General features: G+C 69.8%; 25 protein-coding genes. 16 read left to right on the top strand and 9 right to left on the bottom strand.

The features are described from left to right. Positions 1-7: 7 nt before the first annotated feature. From ADL01_RS39375 to ADL01_RS39390, 4 genes are all read left to right on the top strand, one after another. The gene (locus ADL01_RS39375; protein WP_053746887.1) at positions 8-547 is read left to right on the top strand and encodes a DinB family protein; all 540 of its coding nucleotides are present in this window, start codon (positions 8-10) and stop codon (positions 545-547) included. A gap of 24 nt (positions 548-571) precedes the next feature. Beyond that, positions 572-1,213 carry a PadR family transcriptional regulator gene (locus ADL01_RS39380; protein WP_053746888.1) on the top strand — a complete coding sequence of 214 codons (642 nt, stop codon included), beginning with the start codon at positions 572-574 and terminating at the stop codon, positions 1,211-1,213. A gap of 104 nt (positions 1,214-1,317) precedes the next feature. Further along, positions 1,318-2,274: an ATP-binding cassette domain-containing protein gene (locus tag ADL01_RS39385; protein ID WP_053746889.1), complete on the top strand. Its 957-nt coding sequence runs from the start codon at positions 1,318-1,320 to the stop codon at positions 2,272-2,274. Positions 2,275-2,285: 11 nt separating this feature from the next. Then, positions 2,286-3,074: an ABC transporter permease gene (locus ADL01_RS39390; protein ID WP_053746917.1), complete on the top strand. Its 789-nt coding sequence runs from the start codon at positions 2,286-2,288 to the stop codon at positions 3,072-3,074. A gap of 21 nt (positions 3,075-3,095) precedes the next feature. On the opposite strand, the gene ADL01_RS39395 is transcribed toward ADL01_RS39390, so the two are convergent. Then, positions 3,096-4,523, bottom strand: a complete 1,428-nt coding sequence (locus ADL01_RS39395; RefSeq protein WP_053746890.1) for a glutamate decarboxylase — start codon at positions 4,521-4,523, stop codon at positions 3,096-3,098. A gap of 89 nt (positions 4,524-4,612) precedes the next feature. Between ADL01_RS39395 and ADL01_RS39400 the strand changes: the two genes are divergently transcribed. After that, positions 4,613-5,374 carry a MerR family transcriptional regulator gene (locus ADL01_RS39400; RefSeq protein WP_053746918.1) on the top strand — a complete coding sequence of 254 codons (762 nt, stop codon included), beginning with the start codon at positions 4,613-4,615 and terminating at the stop codon, positions 5,372-5,374. A gap of 30 nt (positions 5,375-5,404) precedes the next feature. Here the strand turns inward: ADL01_RS39400 and ADL01_RS39405 are convergent, their stop codons facing one another. Next, the gene (locus ADL01_RS39405; protein ID WP_053746891.1) at positions 5,405-5,770 is read right to left on the bottom strand and encodes a YbjQ family protein; all 366 of its coding nucleotides are present in this window, start codon (positions 5,768-5,770) and stop codon (positions 5,405-5,407) included. A 148-nt stretch (positions 5,771-5,918) separates the two neighbouring features. Between ADL01_RS39405 and ADL01_RS39410 the strand changes: the two genes are divergently transcribed. The 3 genes from ADL01_RS39410 (at position 5,919) to ADL01_RS39420 (ending at position 7,974) form a co-directional block, all read left to right on the top strand. Next, positions 5,919-6,800 carry a DedA family protein gene (locus tag ADL01_RS39410; RefSeq protein WP_053746892.1) on the top strand — a complete coding sequence of 294 codons (882 nt, stop codon included), beginning with the start codon at positions 5,919-5,921 and terminating at the stop codon, positions 6,798-6,800. Between the two features lie 68 nt (positions 6,801-6,868). After that, positions 6,869-7,519, top strand: coding sequence for a lysylphosphatidylglycerol synthase domain-containing protein (locus ADL01_RS45130; protein ID WP_159049759.1), 651 nt, complete (start codon positions 6,869-6,871; stop codon positions 7,517-7,519). After that, positions 7,516-7,974, top strand: a complete 459-nt coding sequence (locus tag ADL01_RS39420) for a protein-tyrosine phosphatase family protein (protein ID WP_053746894.1) — start codon at positions 7,516-7,518, stop codon at positions 7,972-7,974. The genes ADL01_RS45130 and ADL01_RS39420 overlap by 4 nt, the downstream gene beginning before the upstream one ends. Positions 7,975-8,139: 165 nt before the next feature. Here the strand turns inward: ADL01_RS39420 and ADL01_RS39425 are convergent, their stop codons facing one another. Together ADL01_RS39425 and ADL01_RS39430 are read right to left on the bottom strand one after the other, a co-directional pair. After that, positions 8,140-9,837 (bottom strand): threonine/serine ThrE exporter family protein, encoded by a 1,698-nt coding sequence (locus ADL01_RS39425; RefSeq protein ID WP_063783641.1) that lies wholly within the window; start codon positions 9,835-9,837, stop codon positions 8,140-8,142. A 114-nt stretch (positions 9,838-9,951) separates the two neighbouring features. Next, complete coding sequence (locus ADL01_RS39430; protein ID WP_053746895.1) at positions 9,952-10,443, bottom strand: inorganic diphosphatase; 492 nt, start codon at positions 10,441-10,443, stop codon at positions 9,952-9,954. A 79-nt stretch (positions 10,444-10,522) separates the two neighbouring features. Here ADL01_RS39430 and dacB point away from each other — a divergent pair, with 79 nt between their 5' ends. The 8 genes from dacB to ADL01_RS47060 all read left to right on the top strand — a co-directional run bounded on the left by dacB (position 10,523) and on the right by ADL01_RS47060 (position 19,448). Beyond that, positions 10,523-12,304, top strand: a complete 1,782-nt coding sequence (dacB, locus tag ADL01_RS39435) for a D-alanyl-D-alanine carboxypeptidase/D-alanyl-D-alanine-endopeptidase (protein WP_053746896.1) — start codon at positions 10,523-10,525, stop codon at positions 12,302-12,304. Positions 12,305-12,369: 65 nt separating this feature from the next. Further along, positions 12,370-13,503: a zinc-dependent metalloprotease gene (locus ADL01_RS39440; RefSeq protein ID WP_078961042.1), complete on the top strand. Its 1,134-nt coding sequence runs from the start codon at positions 12,370-12,372 to the stop codon at positions 13,501-13,503. 193 nt (positions 13,504-13,696) lie between these two features. Then, positions 13,697-14,740, top strand: a complete 1,044-nt coding sequence (gene tilS, locus ADL01_RS39445; protein WP_053746898.1) for a tRNA lysidine(34) synthetase TilS — start codon at positions 13,697-13,699, stop codon at positions 14,738-14,740. A gap of 63 nt (positions 14,741-14,803) precedes the next feature. Beyond that, entirely contained in the window at positions 14,804-15,364 is a 561-nt protein-coding gene (hpt, locus tag ADL01_RS39450) for a hypoxanthine phosphoribosyltransferase (protein ID WP_053746899.1), read from the top strand. A gap of 234 nt (positions 15,365-15,598) precedes the next feature. Next, positions 15,599-17,635 (top strand): ATP-dependent zinc metalloprotease FtsH, encoded by a 2,037-nt coding sequence (gene ftsH, locus ADL01_RS39455; RefSeq protein WP_053746900.1) that lies wholly within the window; start codon positions 15,599-15,601, stop codon positions 17,633-17,635. 149 nt (positions 17,636-17,784) lie between these two features. Then, on the top strand, positions 17,785-18,390 hold the full coding sequence (folE, locus tag ADL01_RS39460; RefSeq protein ID WP_053746901.1) for a GTP cyclohydrolase I FolE: 606 nt from the start codon (positions 17,785-17,787) through the stop codon (positions 18,388-18,390). 210 nt (positions 18,391-18,600) lie between these two features. Further along, entirely contained in the window at positions 18,601-18,891 is a 291-nt protein-coding gene (locus ADL01_RS47055) for a hypothetical protein (protein WP_234354959.1), read from the top strand. Beyond that, positions 18,888-19,448: a hypothetical protein gene (locus ADL01_RS47060; protein ID WP_234354960.1), complete on the top strand. Its 561-nt coding sequence runs from the start codon at positions 18,888-18,890 to the stop codon at positions 19,446-19,448. The genes ADL01_RS47055 and ADL01_RS47060 overlap by 4 nt, the downstream gene beginning before the upstream one ends. 7 nt (positions 19,449-19,455) lie before the next feature. Here the strand turns inward: ADL01_RS47060 and ADL01_RS39470 are convergent, their stop codons facing one another. The 5 genes from ADL01_RS39470 to folP form a co-directional block, all read right to left on the bottom strand. Beyond that, positions 19,456-19,941: a DUF3180 domain-containing protein gene (locus ADL01_RS39470; protein WP_053746902.1), complete on the bottom strand. Its 486-nt coding sequence runs from the start codon at positions 19,939-19,941 to the stop codon at positions 19,456-19,458. Positions 19,942-20,000: 59 nt separating this feature from the next. After that, positions 20,001-20,612: a 2-amino-4-hydroxy-6-hydroxymethyldihydropteridine diphosphokinase gene (gene folK / locus ADL01_RS39475; RefSeq protein ID WP_053746903.1), complete on the bottom strand. Its 612-nt coding sequence runs from the start codon at positions 20,610-20,612 to the stop codon at positions 20,001-20,003. Next, entirely contained in the window at positions 20,609-20,968 is a 360-nt protein-coding gene (folB, locus tag ADL01_RS39480; protein ID WP_053746904.1) for a dihydroneopterin aldolase, read from the bottom strand. Before folB ends, folK begins: the two co-directional genes overlap by 4 nt. 287 nt (positions 20,969-21,255) lie before the next feature. Further along, entirely contained in the window at positions 21,256-21,765 is a 510-nt protein-coding gene (locus ADL01_RS39485; RefSeq protein WP_053746905.1) for a nuclear transport factor 2 family protein, read from the bottom strand. Continuing rightward, complete coding sequence (folP, locus tag ADL01_RS39490; protein WP_053746906.1) at positions 21,762-22,640, bottom strand: dihydropteroate synthase; 879 nt, start codon at positions 22,638-22,640, stop codon at positions 21,762-21,764. The genes ADL01_RS39485 and folP overlap by 4 nt, the downstream gene beginning before the upstream one ends. Positions 22,641-22,743 lie beyond the last annotated feature (103 nt).

Consider the following 22,743-nt stretch of genomic DNA (forward strand, 5'->3'; position numbering starts at 1 on the left):
GCCGACCATGGTCACCCACGTCCTCTCCGAAGCCTCCGGCGACGAGCGAGGAGCGCTGCTCGCGTTCATCGAGGAGCAGCGCGGCGGTATCCGGCGGGCCCTGCTGGGGCTGACGGACGAGCAGGCGGCGAGCAGGCCCAGCGCCGGCGAGCTTTCCCTCTCCGGGCTGCTCAAGCACTGCGCCGAGGTCGAGCAGGGCTGGATCGCGCGGGCCAAGGGAGAGGCGCCGGCCGTCAAGCGGGACGCGTCGAACTGGCACGAGTGTTTCGTGCTCGGCGAGGGCGAAACCGTCGCCTCGCAGCTCGCGTACTGGGAGAAGGTCGCCGCCGAGACCGAGGCGTTCCTGCGTTCCGTACCGAGCCTCGACGACACGTTCGCGCTGCCGCCGGACCCCTGGTTCCCGCCGGAGGGCCGGGTCTCGATGCGCTGGGTGGCGCTGCACCTGATCCGCGAGACCGCCCGGCACGCCGGCCACGCCGACATCATCCGGGAGTCCCTGGACGGCGCGACGGCCTTCGAGCTGGTGGCCCGGGAGCAGGCCGGCTGACCGGCGGGTCCTAGGCTGGACCGCATGTCAGCGATCCGTCTGCTCGTGCTCGGCGCCGTGCGCCAGCACGGGCGGGCCCACGGCTACCAGGTGCGCAACGACCTGGAGTACTGGGGCGCCCACGAGTGGTCCAACGCCAAGCCCGGCTCGATCTACCACGCCCTGAAGCAGATGGCCAAGCAGGGCCTGCTGATCGCGCACGAGATCGCCCCCTCCACGGCCGGCGGCCCGCCCCGCACGGAGTACGAGATCACCGAGGCGGGCACCGAGGAGTGCTTCCGGCTGGTGCGCGAGGCGCTGACCTCGTACGACCAGAAGATGGACGTCAAGTCGGCGGCGATCGGCTTCATGGTCGAACTGCCGCGCGCCGAGGCCGTGGCGCTCCTGAAGGAGCGGATCCGGGGGATCGAGGCGTGGCGGGCCTCGGTCACCGAGCACTACGTGCCCGAGGGTGGCCCCGAACAGGTCGGTCACATCGGCGAGATCATGAACCTGTGGATCCACACGGCCGACGCCGAGGCCGAGTGGACCCAGGGTCTGATCGCCCGGATCGAGGGCGGGGCGTACACGTTCGCGGGCGAGGGCGAGCCCTTCGTCGGCGTCCTGGCCGAGGGCCAGGAGAACCCGTACGCGTCGGGGGAGCAGCACCCCGACGACTGGCGGTAGCTGCTAATCAAGTTTGACCAGTCATCGAGAGTGCGTTATCTTGAGGAAGTAATCAAGCTTGACTAGTGATGCTGCCTGACCAGTGATGTTGGGGGAGTGGTTTCGTGGCCGACGCGGCGATCACCGTCGAAGGCGCACACAAGAAGTACGGCGACACGTACGCCCTGTCCGGACTCGACCTCCAGGTCACCCGTGGCACGGTGCACGGCGTGCTCGGGCCGAACGGCGCGGGCAAGACGACCCTGGTCCGCGTCCTGGCCACGCTGCTCAGGCCCGACGCCGGCCGGGTCGAGGTGGCCGGTCACGACGTACTGACCGAGGCCCGGCAGGTCCGCTTCCGTATCGGTCTGCTCGGCCAGCACGCGGCGCTGGACGAGGAGTTGAGCGGCCGGCAGAACCTGGAGATGTTCGGCCGCCTCTACCACCTGGGCGCACGCCACGCGCGCGTGCGGGCCGACGAACTGCTCGCCCGCTTCGGGCTCGCGGACACCGGCCGCAAGGCGGTCCGGCACTACAGCGGCGGCATGCGCCGCCGCCTCGACCTCGCCGCCTCCCTCCTCACCGACCCGGAGGTGCTGTTCCTGGACGAGCCGACGACCGGCCTCGACCCACGCGGCCGTACGGAGGTGTGGACGGCCGTCCGCTCCCTCGTCGGCGGCGGTACGACCGTCCTGCTCACCACCCAGTACCTGGAGGAGGCCGACCAGCTCGCCGACCGCGTCTCCGTCGTCGACCGGGGCCGGGTCGTCGCCGACGGCACCCCGGACGAGCTGAAGGCCGCCACCGGCGGCGACCGCATCGACGTCGTCCTGCGCGACGCCGGCCAACTCGGCGCGGCCGTCGACCTGTTGCCCGTACCCGCCGAGGGCGTCTCGGTGGACCCCGACCGGCGGCTGCTGAGCGCTCCGGTCACCGACCGCATGGCGGCGCTCTCCGGGGTCGTACGGGCCCTGGAGGCGGCCGGGATCGAGGCCGAGGACATCGCGCTGCGGCGCCCGACGCTGGACGAGGTGTTCCTGCGTCTCACCGGCGGCGACGAACCGACGAAGGAGGCCGCGTGACGACGTACGGGATGAGCGGTGTCGCGGCGCCGGGGAGCGCGGGCACGCGCGCGTTGACCGACTGCTGGACCATGACCCGCCGCGAACTCGCCCACTGGGCACGGCAGCCCGTCCGGGTGCTGGTCGGGCTGGTCTTCCCGGTGATGCTGCTGCTGATGTTCGGCCACCTGGTCGGCGGCGGCCGGGACATCGCGGGCGACTACGTCGACTACCTGGTCCCCGGCATGCTCGTACTCACCATGGCCTTCGGCCTCGAGGGCACGATGATCGCCGTCACCCAGGATCTCAACAAGGGCGTCATCGACCGGTTCCGGTCGATGCCCATGGCCGACGGAGCGGTCCTGGTGGGCCGTTCGGCCGCCGACATGCTCCAGTCGGCGCTGGGGCTCACCGTGATGCTCGCGGTGGGGTACGCGATCGGCTGGCGCGCCCACGGGGGCGTGGCGGCCCTCCTGGGGGCCGTGGGCCTGCTGCTGCTCTTCCGGTTCGCCATGCTGTGGATCGGCATCCAGCTGGCCATGGTGGCCGGCCGACCGGAGCTGGTGCAGGCCGTCCAGATCCTGGTCTGGCCGGTCGGCTTCCTGTCCAACGCCTTCGCCACCCCCGAGTCCATGCCCGACTGGCTGGGCGCGGCCGTCCAGTGGAACCCGATGTCCCAGACGGCCACCGCGGTACGCGACCTGTTCGGCAACCCCGGCGGCGAACCGGCCCATCTCTGGGCGGCCGTCGCCTGGCCCCTGGCCCTGCTGGCGGTCTTCTTCCCGCTGGCGGTACGGAAGTTCGGCCGCCTGAGCCGGTGACTCCCGTACCGCGGGCGGGTGTCAGTGATGGAAACCGGTGGCCGCGTCCTTGTCGTGCGTCGACGGGCCCGACTGCCGACGCAGTTCGGGCAGCAGCCGCTCCAGGTCCTCCATGAACAGCTCGGCGAGGTCCGAGGAGAACCCGTTGCGGCACACGACCCGCAGGACGGACAGATCCTGCCGGTTCTCCGGGAAGGTGTACGCGGGCACCAGCCAGCCGCGCTCACGCAGCCGCCGCGAGACGTCGAAGACGTCGTACGCGGTGACGTCCGTCCCGGTCGTGAACGCGAACACCGGCAACTCGTCGCCCCGGGTGAGCAGCCGGAAGTCGCCCAGCTTCTCGATCCGCGCGGCGAGGGAGCGCGCCACGTCCCGCGTGGACTGCTGCACGGCCCGGAAGCCCTCGCGGCCCAGCCGCAGGAACGTGTAGTACTGCGCGACCACCTGGGCGCCGGGGCGCGAGAAGTTGAGCGCGAACGTCGGCATGTCGCCGCCCAGATAGTTGACGTTGAAGACGAGCTCGGCGGGGAGCGCCTCCTTGTCCCGCCACAGCGCCCAGCCGACGCCCGGGTAGACCAGTCCGTACTTGTGCCCCGAGGTGTTGATCGAGGCCACGCGCGGCAGCCGGAAGTCCCACACCAGGTCCTCGTCCAGGAAGGGCGCCACCATGGCTCCTGAGGCCCCGTCGACGTGCACCGGGATGTCGAGGCCGGTCCGCTCCCGCAACGCGTCCAGGGCCGCGCACAGCTCCGCGACGGGCTCGTACGACCCGTCGAAGGTGGACCCGAGGATCCCGACCACTCCGATGGTGTTCTCGTCGCACAACTCGGCCGCCGCCTGCGGATCGAGATGGAACCGGTCGCCCTCCATGGGCACCTGGCGCGCCTCCACCTCCCAGAAGCTGCAGAACTTCTCCCAGCAGACCTGCACATTGACGCCCATGACCAGGTTCGGCCGGGCGTCCCGCCCCGGATACCGGTCGGCGTTGCGCGCCGCCCACCGCCGCTTCAGCGCCATCCCGGCGAGCATGCACGCCTCACTCGAACCGGTGGTCGAACAGCCCACGGCGGCGGCCGGGTCGGGCGCGTTCCACAGGTCTGCGAGCATCGCCACACAGCGCCGCTCCAGCTCGGCCGTGCGGGGGTACTCGTCCTTGTCGATCATGTTCTTGTCGCGGCACTCGCTCATCAGGACCCCGGCCTGGGGCTCCATCCAGGTGGTGACGAAGGTGGCCAGGTTGAGTCGCGAGTTGCCGTCGAGCATCAGTTCGTCGTGCACGAGCTGATACGCCGTCGACGGCGGCAGCGGGGCGTCCCCGAGCCGGTGCGTGGGCGGGGCCTCGGTCATACCGCCGACCGGATTGGCCTCCCCGTAGAAAGGGTTGACGGAGAGCCTGCGCCCGCCGCCCTTGTCGTCAGATGCTTCGCTGTCTCCTCGGTGCAGTGGCATGTCTACGACGGTAGGGCCGGGCCGCGCGGCTTGCACCTCACGCGACGTGAGGACGCACTGTGGAGCGCGTACCGAAGAAGGGAGCGGAAGTGAGCTACTCCGTAGGACAGGTCGCCGGTTTCGCCGGTGTCACGGTGCGCACCCTGCACCACTACGACGAGATCGGCCTCCTGGTGCCGGGCGGACGCAGCCATGCGGGCCACCGGCGCTACGACGACGCCGACCTCGACCGGCTGCAGCAGATCCTGTTCTACCGGGAGCTCGGCTTCCCGCTCGAGGAGGTCGCCGCCCTGCTGGACGACCCGAAGGCGGACCCGCGCGCGCAGTTGCGCCGTCAGCACGAGCTGCTGACCGCCCGGATCGAACGGCTCCAGCAGATGGCGGCGGCCGTGGAGCACGCCATGGAGGCACGCAGAATGGGCATCAACCTCACGCCCGAGGAGAAGTTCGAGGTCTTCGGCGACAAGGACCCGGAGGCACACGCGGAGGAGGCGGAGCGCCGCTGGGGCGGCACGGAGACGTACGCGGAGTCGCAGCGCCGCGCCGCCACGTACACGAAGGACGACTGGAAGACCATGCAGGCCGAGGTGGCCTCCTGGGGCGAGCGCTACGACGCCCTGATGGCGGCCGGCGAGCCCCCGACCGGCGAGGCCGCGACGGCCATGGCCGAGGAACACCGCCAGCACATCAGCAAGTGGTTCTACGAATGCACGTACGACATCCACCAGGGCCTCGCCGACACATACGTTTCCGACGAGCGCTTCAAGGAGTTCTACGACTCCATGCGCCCGGGCCTCGCCGAGCACCTCAGGGAGGCGATCGCGGCGAACGCGGCCCTGCACACCCCGTAGGGCCTGTCGTAGCGTCCCCCTGGCCCGGGGTCACTCCCGGGCCAGGACCACCGCGGTTCCGTACGCGCACACCTCCGTACCCACGTCCGCTGCCTCGGTCACGTCGAAGCGGAAGGCCAGCACGGCGTTGGCGCCACGCGCGCGTGCCTGCTCGACCAGTCGGTCCATGGCCTGGTTGCGCGTCTGGACGAGGGTCTTCGTCAGCCCCTTCAACTCGCCGCCGACCATGGACTTCAGTCCGGCCCCGATCTGGCTGCCGAGATGCCGTGACCGCACGGTCAGCCCGAAAACCTCACCGATGACCTGCTCGACCCGGTGGCCGGGTACGTCGTTCGTCGTCACGACCAGGACGTCGGACTGAGGTCCCTGGCCGCCGCCGTACTCTTCGATGCCCATAACCCCACAGAGTCGCCCCAGATCCCGCACAGCGCATCCCGGCGTGGCGCACAGAGGCTGAGGGAACCTGGAGGGGCCGCCCCGCGTTGATAGCTTTGGCCCCACTCATCTCTGCTCAATCTCTGCCAAGCCTCAGGAGCCCGGAACAGTGACGACGCTTGCCCTCGGACCGAGCTGGCTGGATCCGGACTACCTGTTGGACCAGTTCGGCATCTGGGGCCTGCTCCTGATCGTGTTCGCCGAGTCCGGTCTGCTCATCGGCTTCTTCCTGCCGGGCGACTCACTGCTGTTCACGGCGGGTCTGCTGATCACCGCGGGCACGCTGGACTTCCCCCTGTGGGGCGCGATCGCCCTGATCTGTGCCGCCGCGATCCTCGGCGACCAGGCGGGCTACATGTTCGGCAAGAAGGTCGGCCCGTCGCTCTTCACGCGCCCGGACTCCCGCCTCTTCAAGCAGGAGAACGTCGCCAAGGCCCACGAATTCTTCGAGAAGTACGGTCCGAAGTCGCTCGTCCTGGCCCGCTTCGTGCCCATCGTGCGCACGTTCACGCCGATCATCGCCGGCGTCAGCGGCATGAAGTACCGCTCGTTCGTCACCTGGAACGTCGTCGGCGGCGTCCTCTGGGGTGCTGGCGTCACTTTGCTCGGCTCCTGGCTCGGAAAGAGCGACTTCGTCAAGGCGAACATCGAACCGATCCTGCTGCTGATCGTCCTCATCTCGGTCGTCCCGATCATCATCGAGTTCGTCCGAGCCCGCAGCCAGGCCAAGAAGAACCCGCCCCAGCAGCCTCCGGCTCCGCCGGTCCAGCAGCAGTACCAGGCCCCGATGGACGACGCGACGACCCAACTCCGCCGCATCCCCCCGGCCCAGCAGCAGGACGATCACCCGCAGCAGCAGTACGGCCAGAACCAGTACTACGACCAGCAGCCCTACCACGACCAGCAGCCTTACGCTCAGCAGCACCCCCAGGGCTACCAGCAGGACCAGCAGCAGTACCCGTACAACGACAACGGTTACCCGCAAAGCTGAGGGGTCAGCCGGCCTCGCGCCCGCAGCCCCGGCCCCGTGCAGTGACCCGGGCCCTCGGCTGGAACGTGATGTTCACCGAGCCCCAGATCCCCCTCGCGCGCGAGGGCGTGGCCCGGACGGTGACTGTCACGCTCATGCTGGTGCGCAAGTTTTTCTCCAGCCTCGGTGCCCTTTCTGGTGGTCGTCTGGTGGCCGGGGAACGGGGTGCCCGGCTGGGGCGTGATCGTCGCCTGGGTGTACGTGGCGGTGTTGACGGCGGAGTCCATCCTGATCGTGAGGGTCGCGCGCACCCCGTCCGCACCGGCTCGGGAGGGCCGATTGCGCCGGATCGTCTTCGAAGCGCGCACGGCACTCGGGCCGGTGCGCCGACCGCGCGTCTTCACGGAGGTGGGGCTGGCGGCGTCCTCACCCGAGCCCTCGATCTCATGGGCGCGGTGGCCGTCGCGAGAGCCCTCGACCTACGGCTGTCGGCGGCCGTCCTGGTACTCATCCTGCTGTCGGTCGAGGTGTCCAACATCCTGCCGACCCTGCCGGGCCAATTGGGCACCTTCGAGGCGGCCGTGTTGGGTGCCACGGCGGGCGCCCTCGGCCAGGCCGAAGGGCTGGCCTTTGCGCCAGCCTTCCATGCCCGGCAAATACTCCCCCGGATCCCGCTGGGGATGATCACAATGCTCGGAAACACATTTCCACGTGACCGATCGGAACAGGATTCACGATGACCGAAAAATGGAACACCGATACTCCGCGGGTGATTCAACTGCCCTCCGGGCGGCTGATTCGGGGACGGGGGCTCAGATATGACCTCCCGGAGGGTCAGACACCGACGCTCGCTGTCCACTTAACGGATCACCAGCCACCCGATCCGGCGTGGGAGTCCCTGTGGGTCCCCTGGCGGGACTTCTGGCTTCCTGCCGACCCCGTCGACGCGATGCGCAAGCTCCGCCTCGCCTATGAGCGCGCCCCGAGCGAACGCGTCGAGGTCTGTTGTGGGGGCGGGGTCGGGCGGACCGGTACGGCACTGTCCGCGATGTGCGTCTTCGAGGGGATGGACCCCAAGGAAGCCGTCACTTGGGTGCGGCGGAACTACCACTCCCGTGCGGTCGAGGTGCCCTGGCAGCGGCGGTTCATCCGCCAGGTTTTTGCCTCCGCCGGGCCTGACTCGGGGCAGTCATAGCCGCGTCGGCCACCGGGCGCGCGCCGGGGATGCATCGATCCCACGGAGGCGCTGCCACGGAATATCGAGTGTCGGACATATGGCCGAACATGCCCGAATGAACTCACGGCTCAGGAAGTCAGGCGTGGCCAGGAACCATGTGGAGTCGGTTGCTGGAACCCCACGCTAAAACCCGCGCGTCCGCTTGGCGGCCCGCCTCCCCCCGGCGGAGCCGCTGGGCACACGCAAGAACAGCCGCGAGATCTCCGACCCGAGATTCACCCCGATGGCGATGGCCATAGCCAGCGCCGCCGCCTTCGACAACGAAACCAACCCCGCGTCCATGTCGTTCTGCGCGATCGACAACAGCCCGAAATACGTCGCCGACCCCGGCAGCAGAGGCCCGATCGCCGCCGTGGTGTACGGCAGGGCCGACGCGAACCGGTACCGCGACAGCAACTGCCCGAACAGCCCGACCAGACCCGCCGCGACGGCCGTCGACGCCACCGGCGAGAAGTCGCCGGTGTCGTGCATCGCGCCGTACACGCTCCACGCCACACCCCCGTTGAGCGTCACGATGAGCACGGTGGAACGTTCCTGCTGGAGCATGACCGCGAAGGTCAGCGACAGCAGCATGGACGCGCTGATCTGCCACAGCGGCCGCTGCGCACTCCCCAGCGCCGCGTCCGGATTGAGCTCGGCGCCGAGTTTCACGCCGAAGTACAGGATCAGCAGCACCCCGACGACGATGCCGACGAAGAAGTACATGACCTCCAGCAGACGCGCGGACGCGGTGATGTAGAACCCGGTCAGCCCGTCCTGCACGCCTGCCACCAGCGCCCGCCCGGGCAGCAGCGCGAACAGCCCGCCGGTGATCACGGCGGACGCCTTCACGTCCACGTGCGCGGCCGTCAGCGCGACGCCGATCGCGGCCGGCGGCATCGCGGCCACCGTGAACTGGTAGAACTCCGGCAGCCCGCGCCCCGCGCACAGCCACGCCAGCCGGTCGCCGAGCATCGCGCCGAGCGCCGCCGCCACGAACACGAGCAGGTCACCGCCGACGAGCACGGAGGCCGCGCCCGCGAGCAGCCCGGCGGCCACGGTGAGCCCCCAGCCGGGATACGGGTGCCGGTTGCGCCGGATCTCCGCGAGGCGCCTGTAGGCCTCTTCCAGGGACGTGACGGTGTCCACGTCGCTCAGATCGTCCACAAGCCGATAGACGGCCGCCAGGCGCGTGTAGTCGGTGCCCCGGCGCCGGACCGTCCGTGACGCCGTCACGGGGTCCTCGACGAGCGAGGGCTGGTACGAGATCGACAGCAGGGTGAAGGTGACGGTCGGCTCGCAGCGGTCGAGGGCGTAGGACCGGCAGACGGCGAACATGGCCGCCTCCACGTCCTCGGCGCCCTCGCCGCCCGCCAGCAGCAGTTCGCCGATGCGCAGGGTCAGGTCGAGCACGCGCGGGACGGCGGGACCGCCCTCCTCGGCCACCTTGTGCGGGCGCTCCGGCGCGGGCCGCTCGGCGACCGGCATCCGCAGCATCGTGCGCATCCGGTCCTGCCACGGCACGTCCTTGGTGAGACTGACCACGGGGATGCCGGTCGGCGGCGTGAACGCGGGCGCCCGGTAGGTGAGCGGGGTGCTGAAGGCCGACCCCTCGATGTCGCCGCCGGGCGGCTGCGGCACGTCGAGTCCGGCCGGCAGGGCGAACTCGGAGGTGGTCTCGGACTCCTCGGTGGCCCTGGGCGGCGCCAACCCCTCGGGCAGCGCGAACTCGGAGGTGGTGGACGAGTCGCCGTCACCACCGCCCGGAGCCCCGACGGTGAGGGGTATCGCGAAGACACCCCTGGCCTCGTCCGATGCCGGCTTGCGAGCCTCGTCCGTCACTCCGTATCGCTCCCTGCGCGTGCCCCTCCAGTACGCCTCAGTATGCGCACAGGCAAACGAACGGGCCGCACGCGCATGCGTGCGGCCCGTTCGACACGACTGGGTCCGAGGACCTCAGTGGCCGCCCTGCTCCTTGAGACGCTTGTACGACCGCTCGATCTCGGCCTCCGCGTCGGCGCGGCCGACCCAGTTGGCGCCCTCGACGGACTTGCCGGGCTCCAGGTCCTTGTAGACCTCGAAGAAGTGCTGGATCTCCAGACGGTCGAACTCCGACACGTGGTGGATGTCCCGCAGGTGCTCCACGCGCGGGTCGTGCGCGGGCACGCACAGCAGCTTGTCGTCGCCGCCTGCCTCGTCCGTCATCCGGAACATGCCGATGGCGCGGCACTGGATGAGACAGCCGGGGAAGGTCGGCTCGTCCAGGATGACCAGCGCGTCCAGCGGGTCGCCGTCCTCGCCCAGGGTGTTCTCGACGAAGCCGTAGTCGGCCGGGTAGCTGGTCGAGGTGAAGAGGCGACGGTCCAGACGGATCCGACCGGTCTCGTGGTCCACCTCGTACTTGTTCCGTGAACCCTTCGGAATCTCGATCGTGACGTCGAACTCCACCGGTGACTCCTCCATGATCAACACATAGTTCTGGTGGTTAAGTGTCCCTCACGCAGGTGTGTGATCGCGAAAGGGGCTGGTGGTCGTGCCGGAGCTGAGGCCTTGGCGGGCCGCGAGGCCGAGGGTGACGCGGCTGGCGCGGACCGTACGACCCCGTCTCACCCGGGCCGCGGCAGCGGTGAAACCGCAGCTCGGAAGGGTCGGACGAGCGACGGCAGCCGTGAAACCATCACTCGAACGAGCGACGGCGACGATGAAGCCGGGACTGGCGCGAGCCAGGCGGACCACGGCCGCCGTGAGGCCGCGGGTCGCGCGGATCACCCAGGCGGTGGCCCCGAAACTCGCGGGTCTCCCCAAACCGGACGCCCTGCGGGCGCTGACGGCGCTGTCGAAGCCGCAGACCCTCCGGACCTGGCAGTACACCGCGGGCGCCGCCACCGCCGGACTGGCGCTGACCGCCGGCGTGGTGACCGCCGCCGGCCCTTGGGACGCCTCCGGGCAGCGTATGGCCGAGCGCGACTGGGCCGCCGTCCAGGAACGATCTGGTGGCGCAGATCACGGTCGTAACTCCGGTACGTCCGACACCTCCGGCGCCTCCGGTACGTCGGCCGGGGCGCCCGCGCCCGCGCCGAGCGCCCCCATCGTGCTGGCCGGCCTCGGCAGCGCCACCGGCACCCTGCGGGCGGCGCCCGCCGGAAGGGCCCTCGCGGCCGTGCTGGACCCGCTCCTGAGGAACCCCGCCCTCGGCACCCACCAGAAGGCCGCCGTCGTCGACGTCGCCACCGGGAAGCGCCTGTACGGCCTGGGGGCCGGTGAGGCGCTCGTCCCCGCCTCGACGACGAAGATCGCCACGGCGGTCGCCGCGCTCTCCGCGATGGGCCCGGACCACCGCCTCACCACCCGGGCCGCCCTGGAGCCCGACACCAACGAACTCGTCCTGGTCGGCGGCGGCGACCCCACCCTGACGGCCCGTACGGACCCGGAGGGCTGGGCCAGCCTGCGCACCCTGGCCGACGCGACGGCCACCGCCCTCAAGAAGCGCGGCGTACGCCAGGTGACGCTGTCGTACGACACCACGCTCTACGCCGGCCCGGAACTCCACCCGATCGGGGCCGACAACGGCGGCAACCTCGCCCCGGTCAGCGCCCTGATGGCCGACGAGGCCCGCACGAACGACTCAACCAGTGGAACGGCCGACCGCAGCACCGAGCCGGCGGCGGACGCCGCCCGCACCTTCGGGGCCATGCTGGCGAAGCACGGCATCAAGACGACCTCCCCGGGCCCGTCCAAGGCCACGGGCCGTGCGACCACCCTCGCGAAGGTCTCCTCGCCGCCGCTCTCCGCCCTCGTCGAGCGCATGCTGACCAACAGCGACAACGACCTCGCGGAGGCCCTGGCCCGCCAGACCGCGCTCGCCACGGGCGTCCGGCCCGACTTCGCGGGGGGCGCGCGGGCCGTCCGTACCCAGCTGGGGAAGCTCGGACTGCCCCTGTCCGGCGCCCGTTTCGCGGACGGCAGCGGCCTGAACCGGACCGACCGCCTCACCCCGAACCTCCTCACGGCCCTCCTGGCCAAGGCCGGCGACCCGGCCCACCCCGAACTGCGGCCGGCCCTCACGGGCCTCCCGGTGGCAGGCTTCACGGGCACCCTGAGCACCCGCTACGCGGACGGCGCGGCAGGCGTCGTACGGGCCAAGACAGGCACCCTGACCGGCGTGAACGCCCTGGCGGGCACGGTCGTCGACCGCGACGGACGCCTCCTGGCGTTCGCCTTCCTGGCCGGGGACACCACCAGCGCGACGCAGGCCCAGGCGGCCCTGGACCGCGCGGCGACGGCACTGGCGGCCTGCGGCTGCGGATGACCTGCGACCTCCCCTGTCATCTCGCCGCCCTGCCCCTGAAGGGACCGCTCACGTACCGTTGACGCATGACGAGCATCGGTGGTGCCGCATCTGCTGGGATGGTCGACTGGAATCTCGCGGTGGCGACCGCGACCCGGCTGGTACGGCCGGGCCCCGAAGTGAGCCGCGACGAGGCCAGGGCCATCGTCGCCGAGCTGCGCCGGCACGCGAAGGCCTCTGAGGAACACGTCCGCGGCTTCACCCGGATGGGCACCGACGCCGCCCACGACACCCCCGTACTCGTCGTGGACCGCCCCGGCTGGGTACGGGCGAACGTCGCCGGGTTCCGTGAGGTGCTCAGGCCGCTGCTGGACAAGATGCAGGAACGGCGTGGGAGTTCACCGGGCGGGGCCGTCCTCGGCGCCGTCGGCGGCAAGGTGACCGGCGTCGAGCTGGGGATGCTGCTGTCGTTCCTGTCGTCCCGGGTCCTCGGCCAGTACGAGACCTTCGCCCCGGCCACCCGCGAACTGCCGGCGGGCGCGAACGGCGGCGGCCGACTGCTGCTCGTCGCGCCGAACATCGTCCACGTGGAGCGAGAACTCGACGTGGAGCCGCACGACTTCAGGCTCTGGGTGTGTCTGCACGAGGAGACGCACCGCACCCAGTTCACCGGTGTGCCCTGGCTGCGTGACCACCTGGAGGGCGAAATCCAGTCGTTCTTGGGGGAGACCGACGTCGACCCCATGACCTTCCTGGAGCGCATCAGGGAGGCCGCGCAGTCCCTCGCGGGCGGGCGGCCGGAGGGCGAGGAGGACGACGGCGGGCGTTCCCTGGTGGAGTTGGTGCAGACGCCCGCCCAGCGGGAGATCCTCGGCCGGCTCACCGCGGTCATGTCCCTCCTGGAGGGACACGCCGACTACGTGATGGACGGCGTGGGCCCCGCGGTAGTGCCCTCGGTGGCCGAGATCCGGGAGAAGTTCCAGCAGCGCCGGGCCAAGGGCGCCTCCCGGCTGGACCTCGCGCTGCGCAAACTGCTCGGTCTGGACGCCAAACTCAAGCAGTACCGGGACGGCGAACGGTTCGTCAAAGCCGTCGTCGACCAGGTCGGCATTGACGGCTTCAACCGCGTGTGGACCTCCCCGAACACTCTTCCGACCAAGGCGGAAATCGCCACACCGTCGGACTGGGTCGGGCGGGTGCACCGCAAGGCGGAGTCGTGAGCCCCCGGGCGTACGCGGTGAAGGATCCGGCCGACGGCAGGTGAACGCCCCTTCTATCACCCGTCCGAGGGACCGTGGAGCACGGACAGGCGTGCAATGCTCGGGGAACGCCCCGTTTCTGTCACCATCTACACACTCTGAGTGACCGGACTCGGTTTACACCCCCTCGAAAACTTCATGAAGGGAACCGGACATGGGTCCCCATCCTGCGGTCGCGGCGATACGCCTGGCGGTCCGCCGCGCTCTCCACGACATCCTCAACGCCCAGCCCTCGCCCCACAGCCTCCTCCCCGCCCCCGCCACCTCCGGCGAGTCCTCCCCGCTCGTCCTCGTGGCGTGCTCCGGCGGCGCCGACTCCATGGCGCTCGCCTCCGCCCTGGCGTTCGAAGCGCCCAAACTCGGTCTGCGCGCCGGCGGCGTCACCGTCGACCACGGTCTGCAGCCCGGCTCCGACCTCCGTGCCGACGAGGTCGTCCTGCGCCTGACCGGACTCGGCCTCGCCCCGGTCGAGGCGATCTCCGTCACCGTCGGCCGTGAGGGCGGTCCCGAGGCCGCCGCACGCGACGCCCGGTACGGCGCCCTGGACGCCGCGGCCGAACGCCACGGCGCCACCGCGGTCCTCCTCGGCCACACCCGCGACGACCAGGCCGAGACCGTTCTGCTGGGCCTCGCCCGCGGCTCCGGCATCCGCTCACTGTCCGGGATGGCCGCTGTCTCCGGCGGGCCGAACGCCCCCGGCCGCTACCGCAGGCCCTTCCTCCAGCTCGACCGGCAGACCGCTCGCAAGGCCTGCATGGTCCAGTCTCTCCCGGTCTGGGACGACCCGCACAACGCCGACCCGGCCTACACCCGGTCCCGGCTGCGCCACGAGGGCCTGCCCGCCCTGGAGAAGGCCCTCGGCAAGGGCGTCGTCGAGGCACTCGCCCGTACGGCCCAGCTCTCCCGCGACGACGCCGACGCTCTCGACACCTGGGCCCGCCAGGCCGAGGCCTCCGTACGGGACGCCGCGGGCCTCCTGGAGTGCGCCAAGCTGTACGCCCTGCCGCCCGCCGTACGCCGCCGCATCCTGCGCAGCGCCGCCATCGAGGCGGGCGCTCCGGCCGGTTCGCTGTTCGCCCGGCACATCGAGGAAGTCGACCGGCTGATCACCGGCTGGCGCGGTCAGGGGGCCATCAATCTCCCCGGCCGGGTCGTGGCCCAGCGGCAGGGTGGCAGACTGGTGATTCGGCAAGGCTGAATCTCACCCCCCTTCGGGGAGGGGTCGGCGAGCCGGGCAGACGGCGACGGGCGACCGAAAGTGATGCGGGTGGACGCGAAAGACATGGGTGCCGACCTCAAGTCGGTACTCATCACCAAGGAAGAGATCGACGCGAAGCTGGCCGAGCTGGCCGCGAAGATCGACGCGGAGTACGCGGGCAAGGATCTGCTGATCGTCGGCGTCCTCAAGGGCGCGGTGATGGTCATGGCCGACCTGGCCCGGGCGCTGTCCACCCCCGTCACCATGGACTGGATGGCCGTGTCGTCGTACGGCGCGGGCACCCAGTCCTCCGGTGTGGTGCGGATCCTCAAGGACCTCGACACCGACATCAAGGGCAAGCACGTCCTCATCGTCGAGGACATCATCGACTCCGGACTGACCCTGTCCTGGCTGATCTCCAACCTCGGCTCCCGTGAGCCCGAGTCGCTGAAGATCTGCACCCTGCTGCGCAAGCCGGAGGCCGCGAAGGTCGCCATCGACGTGGAGTGGGTCGGCTTCGACATCCCGAACGAGTTCGTGATCGGCTACGGCCTCGACTACGCGGAGAAGTACCGCAATCTCCCCTTCGTCGGTACGCTCGCGCCCCACGTCTACGGCGGCTGAGTCCGGCCTTCGGGTCGGTGGCCCCTGCGGCTGCTGAGCCAAAGGGCCACTCCTGTTGGACGTTCGGGAACCCAGGCGGGCTCCGCGCCGTTGGAGCATGCGTGGACGTGATTGCCAGCCCGCCCGTGCGCCTTCGGGTGACAATGCTGGGGTACCGTCCGAAGAGCAATCTTTAGAACAGTCTTTGTCAAACTCACTATGGCAGGAGGGACGGGGCGGCACCGCTCCGTATGGATGGACGTGAAGCGATACTTCCGTGGGCCGGTCATGTGGATCGTGCTGGCCGTCCTTGCCGTGGTCGTGTTGATGCAGGTCGTCGGCTCGTCCGGCGGCTACAAGACGGTGGACACAGGCCAGGTCGTCCAGGCGATCAACGACAACAAGGTCGAGCAGGCCAAGATCACCACCGGTGACGAGCAGGTCATCAAGGTCCAGCTCAAGGACGGCCAGAAGGTCGAGGGCAGCTCGAAGATCCAGGCGAGCTACATCGGCGATCAGGGCGTCAACCTGGCGAACACTCTCCAGGACAAGTACCAGAACAAGCAGATTCCGGACGGCTACACGGTCTCCCCGACCAAGCAGAACGCTTTCGTCGGCATTCTGCTGTCGCTGCTCCCCTTCGTCCTCATCGTCGTCGTGTTCCTGTTCCTGATGAACCAGATGCAGGGCGGCGGCTCCCGAGTCATGAACTTCGGGAAGTCCAAGGCCAAGCTCATCACCAAGGACACCCCGAAGACGACGTTCGCGGACGTCGCGGGTTCGGACGAGGCCGTCGAGGAGCTCCACGAGATCAAGGAGTTCCTCCAGGAGCCGGCCAAGTTCCAGGCCGTCGGCGCCAAGATCCCCAAGGGTGTGCTCCTCTACGGGCCTCCCGGCACGGGCAAGACGCTGCTCGCGCGTGCTGTCGCGGGCGAGGCGGGCGTCCCGTTCTACTCGATCTCGGGTTCCGACTTCGTCGAGATGTTCGTCGGTGTCGGTGCCTCCCGGGTCCGTGACCTCTTCGAGCAGGCCAAGGCGAACGCCCCGGCGATCGTCTTCGTCGACGAGATCGACGCGGTCGGCCGCCACCGCGGCGCCGGCCTCGGCGGCGGTCACGACGAGCGCGAGCAGACGCTCAACCAGCTGCTCGTCGAGATGGACGGATTCGACGTCAAGGGCGGTGTGATTCTCATCGCCGCCACGAACCGTCCCGACATCCTCGACCCGGCGCTGCTGCGCCCCGGCCGTTTCGACCGCCAGATCGCGGTCGACCGTCCGGACATGATCGGCCGCCTGGAGATCCTCAAGGTTCACCAGAAGGGCAAGCCGGTCGCCCCGGACGTCGATCTGTCGGCGGTCGCCCGTCGCACGCCGGGCTTTACCGGCGCGGACCTGAGCAACGTCCTCAACGAGGCGGCGCTGCTCACCGCCCGCGGCGACCGGAAGCTGATCGACAACGCGGCACTGGACGAGGCCATCGACCGTGTCGTGGCGGGACCGCAGAAGCGGACCCGGATCATGTCGGACAAGGAAAAGAAGATCACCGCGTACCACGAGGGCGGCCACGCCCTGGTCGCGGCGGCTTCTCCGAACTCCGACCCGGTGCACAAGATCACGATCCTGTCCCGCGGCCGGGCCCTCGGTTACACGATGGTGCTCCCGGACGAGGACAAGTACTCCACCACTCGCAACGAGATGCTCGACCAACTGGCCTACATGCTGGGCGGCCGGGCGGCGGAGGAACTGGTCTTCCACGACCCGACCACGGGCGCCGCGAACGACATCGAGAAGGCCACGGCGACGGCCCGCGCGATGGTCACGCAGTACGGCATGACCGAGCGCCTCGGCGCGATCAAGTTCGGCGGCGACAACACCGAGCCCTTCCTGGGCCGGGAGATGTCGCACCCGCGCGACTACTCGGAAGAGGTCGCCGCGCTCGTCGACGAAGAGGTCAAGAAGCTCATCGAGAACGCGCACAACGAGGCCTGGGAAATCCTGGTCGAGAACCGCGACGTCCTCGACGCACTCGTGCTCGAGCTGCTGGAGAAGGAGACGCTGAGCAAGGAGCAGATCGCCGAGGTCTTCGCTCCCATCATCAAGCGCCCGGCCCGCCCCGCGTGGACCGGCTCCTCCCGGCGTACGCCGTCCACCCGCCCGCCGGTGCTCTCCCCCAAGGAGCTGTCGCTGACGAACGGGACCAACGGCTCGGCGCCGGCGATCACCGCCAAGGCCGGAGCCACCGAGTCCGTCCCCTCGACGGAGTCGGTACCGGAGGACCTCGGCGAGAGCTGATCCCGCCTCCCCTGCCCCGTCCCGCTCGTGCGGGCCCGGAATGGATGCCGCGCCCCCCAGGACCTAGCCTGGGGGGCGCGGCATTTCGGTATGTCCGCACGTGCGACGCGTGGTCCACACGTGTGACAGGGACAGGAACGAGGCACCAGATGACCGACCCCGTGACGCTGGACGGCGAGGGCATGATCGGCGTTTTCGACGAGAAGCGAGCGGAGAACGCCATACGTGAACTGCTGATCGCGGTCGGCGAGGACCCGGACCGCGAGGGGCTGAAACAGACTCCGGCGCGGGTGGCGAGGGCGTATCGGGAGCTCTTGGCGGGCCTGTGGCAGGAGCCCGAGGATGTCTTGACAACGACGTTCGACCTGGGGCACGACGAGATGGTCTTGGTGAAGGGCATTGAAATCGTAAGCTTGTGCGAACACCATCTCCTGCCATTCCATGGTGTGGCCCATGTCGGGTACATCCCAGCTGACACGGGCAAGATCACTGGCCTGTCGAAGCTCGCGCGCCTTGTTGAGGTGTTCGCCCGCCGTCCCCAGGTACAGGAACGACTCACCACGCAGATTGCCGACTCCCTCATGCGGATTCTTGAGGCGCGCGGTGCGATTGTCGTTGTCGAGGCCGAGCACATGTGCATGTCGGTGCGCGGTGTCCGCAAACCCGGCGCCAAGACCATGACGTCTGCTGTGCGTGGTCAGCTTCGGGATGCTACGACCCGCGCCGAGGCAATGAGCCTGATACTGGCGCGCTGAGCTGATTGTCAGTGGTGCCCGATATCGTCCTTGGGGAGTGGAGTTGATCGCTGATCAAGGGGGATCACTGTGGGGTATGGGCTGCCTAGTAGGCAGACGGTGAATGTGGTTGGCGGACGTGCGCGGGTGCGGGACATTCAAGCGGGTTCTTGCCTCTGGACGTTGGACGGCGAGCGCACAGTCCAGACGACTGTCACGGAAGTAGCGGCTGTGAAGGTGCGGGAGGTCGTCGAGATCGTCACCGACCATGTGACATTCACCGTCGCACCGGATCAGATGCTGGGCACGCCCGACGGGTGGGTGCACGCGAGAGACGCGGAGGGCACGGTCCTCGCCTGGACTCATGCGAGGAAGCTGTGCCGCGAGCGGCTGACCATCAAGCCGGGCTACGATTTCGGTTACTTGGTCGGGGCCACGTGTTCGGACGGCACAGTCGGCAAGAACTACGTGTCGTTGATCGTCAATGATCAGTCGTTCGCCGGGCGTTACGCGAGTGCTTGAGCAACGCCACGGGGCTGGACGCCCGGCTGGAACCCGTTACGCGCCCCTCCGGTTACCTGCAGCGTGACGTGCCGGGTTTCCGCGTCCGTGTGGTCTCGTCGTATCTGGCGGACTTGACGAGGCAGTACGTGGGCGGGGACGCACACCACATGAGACAGGGCTTTCCTCGCGTGGTGCTCCGGGAGAGGGAGACGTTCGAAGGCTTTCTGGACGGTTACACGGACGGGGACGGGTACAGGCCCAAAACCTGGCCTGCTCGCTTGTTGGTCAGTGCCAATGTGTCGTTTCTGACGGAACTCGCGCAGATCATCGGGGCGAGATTCACGCCCCGCACCAACGGGCTGGCCTCGCGCCTGGTGGTGGCCGACAGATGGCCCCTACGAGGCACGTTCAAGCCCGAGCAGCATCCCCTTCATCTGAGAGAGGCGACCTGGACTCAGGTACACGAAGTACGTCGGCGTACATCCAAGGACAAGCCGTTCACCCTCTACGCGTTCCGCCTCGACCCGTACCCCAGTTTCCTGGTCAACGGGCACCTTGCCCGTCAGCCATGGTGATTCCTGATCATGCCGCCGGGGCCGTGCTCCCGTTGTGTTCGTCGTCCTCGGGCAGCTTGCAGACCCGTTCCAGGAAGAACGCCGCCGCTATGACGGCGATGCCCGCCAGGACCGAGAAGCCGGCGTAGATGGCCTGATCGCGACGGGCCGGGATGTCCAGGGACTCCAGGAGGAAGACGCCCGTGCCGCCGTACATTCCGGCGACCAGGGCGGCCACCAGGGCGCTGGCCTGGCCGAAGACGACCGCGCGGGCGGCCATCAGGGGGTCGACGCCCTTGGCGCCGGGGCGGCGGTCGCGCTGGGCCTTGAGGCGGGCGCGCAGGGAGAGGGCCGTGGCCAGCAGCACCACGGCGATCAGAGCGAGGACGACGGGGGCGGCCAGCGGGACGCTGGGGAGCGTCCCCACCGCGTTCCACAGCCGGGCGCCCGCCCAGGAGAGCACTCCGGCGACGATGAACACGCCGGCCAGCATCTTGATGTGCAGCTCTCTCACGGTGCCCCTTCAGCTCCCTGGACCGGACCACCGAGCTGTGGTCGTCACGACCTTAACGGCTATTCCGGCAGCTGGAGTTCCAGGTCGGCGCGGGGCGCGACACCTTCCAGGGCGACGCTCTCCAGGAGCGCCGCCACCGGGCCGCGGCCGGGCAGCTGGGCCTCGGGGTCCACGTCGTGCCAGGGGGCGAGGACGAAGGCCCGTTCGTGGGCGCGCGGGTGGGGGAGGGTGAGGACCGGGTCGTCGGAGACCTCGTCGGCGTACGCGACGATGTCGACGTCGATCGTGCGCGGGCCCCAGCGTTCCTCGCGGACGCGGTGGAAGGCCTCCTCGACCGCGTGGGCGCGCTCCAGGAGCGAGGACGGGGGCAGCGTCGTCTTCAGGACGACCACCGCGTTGAAGTACGAGGGCTGACTGCCGGCCGGGACGCCCCACGGCTCCGTCTCGTAGACAGGGGAGACGGCTTTGACGCGGACGCCGGGGGTGTCCTCCAGGGCGTCGACGGCCCCCTGGAGGGTCTCCAGGCGGTTGCCGAGGTTGGAGCCGAGGGAGATGACGGCGCGTTTCGGGTTGTGCAGGGTGGTGTCGGCGGCGTCCACCTGTCGCACGACGGAGGCGGGCACCGGCTGGACGGTCGGGTCGCTGTGACTCTCGGTGAACGAGGCGGTCATACTCGGCTCCGGGTGATGGTGATGGTCACGTCGTCGAAGGGGACCGTGATCGGCGCGTTCGGTTTGTGGACGCACACCTCGACCTCCAGGACCCCCTGGTGCTTCAGACAGACCTGCGCGATGCGCTCGGCGAGCGTCTCGATGAGGTCGACGGGCTCGCCCTCGAGGACGGCCACGACCTCCTCCGCCACGATGCCGTAGTGCACGGTCTTCGCCAGGTCGTCGTCGGCCGCGGCCGGACGGGTGTCCAGGCCGAGGGAGAGGTCCACGACGAACGTCTGGCCCTTCTCCCGCTCCTCCGGGAACACCCCGTGGTGTCCACGGGCCTTCAGGCCGCGCAGCGCGACACGATCCACGCGAATCACTCCTGCAATCGTCGTTGGCGGCCGCTCGAGGCCGAGGTGCGGTCGGCCGAGGCAGCCACGTCCGAATCTACCTGCGGGTACTGACAGTGCCTGCCCCACGTGGGTCCCGTCCATGGGGTGACCGGGAGGGTTCATCGGGTGTTTCCCCGTGGGAACGCGGCTGCTCACGGGCTGGTAGCCGCACTTACCCCGTGTTCGTGATTCCAACCACGTTCCGCCGCGTTCCGCCACGATCGGCCGTGTTCGGTCCGGGCGGCTCAGGCGTCCGTCCGTTCGGCTCAGGCAGGGGTGTCGTCGACCCCGGTGTCGTTCTCGTCGTTCTCGGAGAGGACCGGGGAGGCGTGGTGGGACCAGATTTTCCAGCCGGCGGGGGTGCGCTGGAACAGATTGGTGGCGACGACCAGCTGTCCGACCAGAGGCCCCAGCTCGTCGCTGTCCTCGGGCGGCGGGCCACCGCTGAGGATGTTCTCGGTGCAGGTCACCAGGGCGGTGTCGCCGGTGACGGAGACATGCACGTCGGTCAGGAAGAACTGGATGTACTCGGTGTTCGCCATGATCAGCGCGTACGAGCGGAGCACCTCGCCGCGTCCGGTCAGTACCGGCCAGCCCGGGTGCACGCAGGAGATCACCCCGGTGTCCGCCGGGTCGTGGTACTCCTCGTCGACGCCCAGGTCGGAGGGGCTGAGCCAGAGCGCGGACAACTCGTCGAAGTCGCCCTGTTCCAGCGCCTCGTAGAAGGCGGTGTTGGCGAGTTCGACCTGCTCGACGTCGATGTGCGGCGCGCTCACCGGACTCCCTCGGCGCTACGGGCCTGTTCGACCGCACGGGCCACCCGTACGGCATCGGCGGTGGCGCGGACCTCGTGGACGCGGACCGCCCAGGCGCCCTGGTGGGCGGCGAGCGCGGAGACGGCGGCGGTGGCCGCGTCCCGCTCCCGCGCGGGCGGTGGGGCGCCCTCGGGGCCGGCCAGTACGCGGCCCAGGAACCGTTTCCGGGACGCGGCGACCAGCAGGGGGTGGCCCAGGCCGTGCAGCCGGTCGAGGTGGGCCAGGAGGGTCAGGTCGTGGTCGGCGCCCTTGGAGAAGCCGAGGCCCGGGTCGACGACGATCCGGTCGGGGGCCACGCCGCCGGCCAGAACGGCGTCCACGCGCGCGTGCAGTTCGTCGACGACCTCGGAGACGACGTCGGCGTACACGCCCTTGACGTTGCCGCCCTCCAGGAAGCCCCGCCAGTGCATGACGACGAAGGGGGCGCCCGTGGCGGCGACGACCGGGATCATCGCGGGGTCGGCGAGGCCGCCGCTGACGTCGTTGACGAGTGCGGCACCCGCCGCGAGCGCCTGTTCGGCGACTGAGGCGCGCATGGTGTCGACGGAGACGGTGACGCCCTCGGCGGCGAGGCCGCGGACGACGGGGACGACGCGCCTGAGTTCCTCGGCCTCGTCGACGCGGGTGGCGCCGGGGCGGGTGGACTCGCCGCCGACGTCCACCAGGTCGGCGCCCTCGGTGACCAGGTCGAGGCCGTGCTTGACGGCGTTGGTCGTGTCGAACCAGCGGCCCCCGTCGGAGAAGGAGTCCGGGGTCACGTTCACGACGCCCATGACCGCGCAGCGGTCCCAGGCCGGGAGGCCGGCGACGTGGCCGCGTCCGCTGTGGTTGTTCATGCGTTCAGCGTAGGCCCCCGGCGGTGGGGCGGGTTCTTTGGTGCGGGTGCGTTGTGGCTTGGGCCTTTTGTTTCCCGCCCACCCGCCCGTCTCGGTCCGTCAA

Origin of the sequence: Streptomyces sp. NRRL WC-3618 (assembly GCF_001280005.1) — a bacterium.
Classification (GTDB): domain Bacteria; phylum Actinomycetota; class Actinomycetes; order Streptomycetales; family Streptomycetaceae; genus Streptomyces.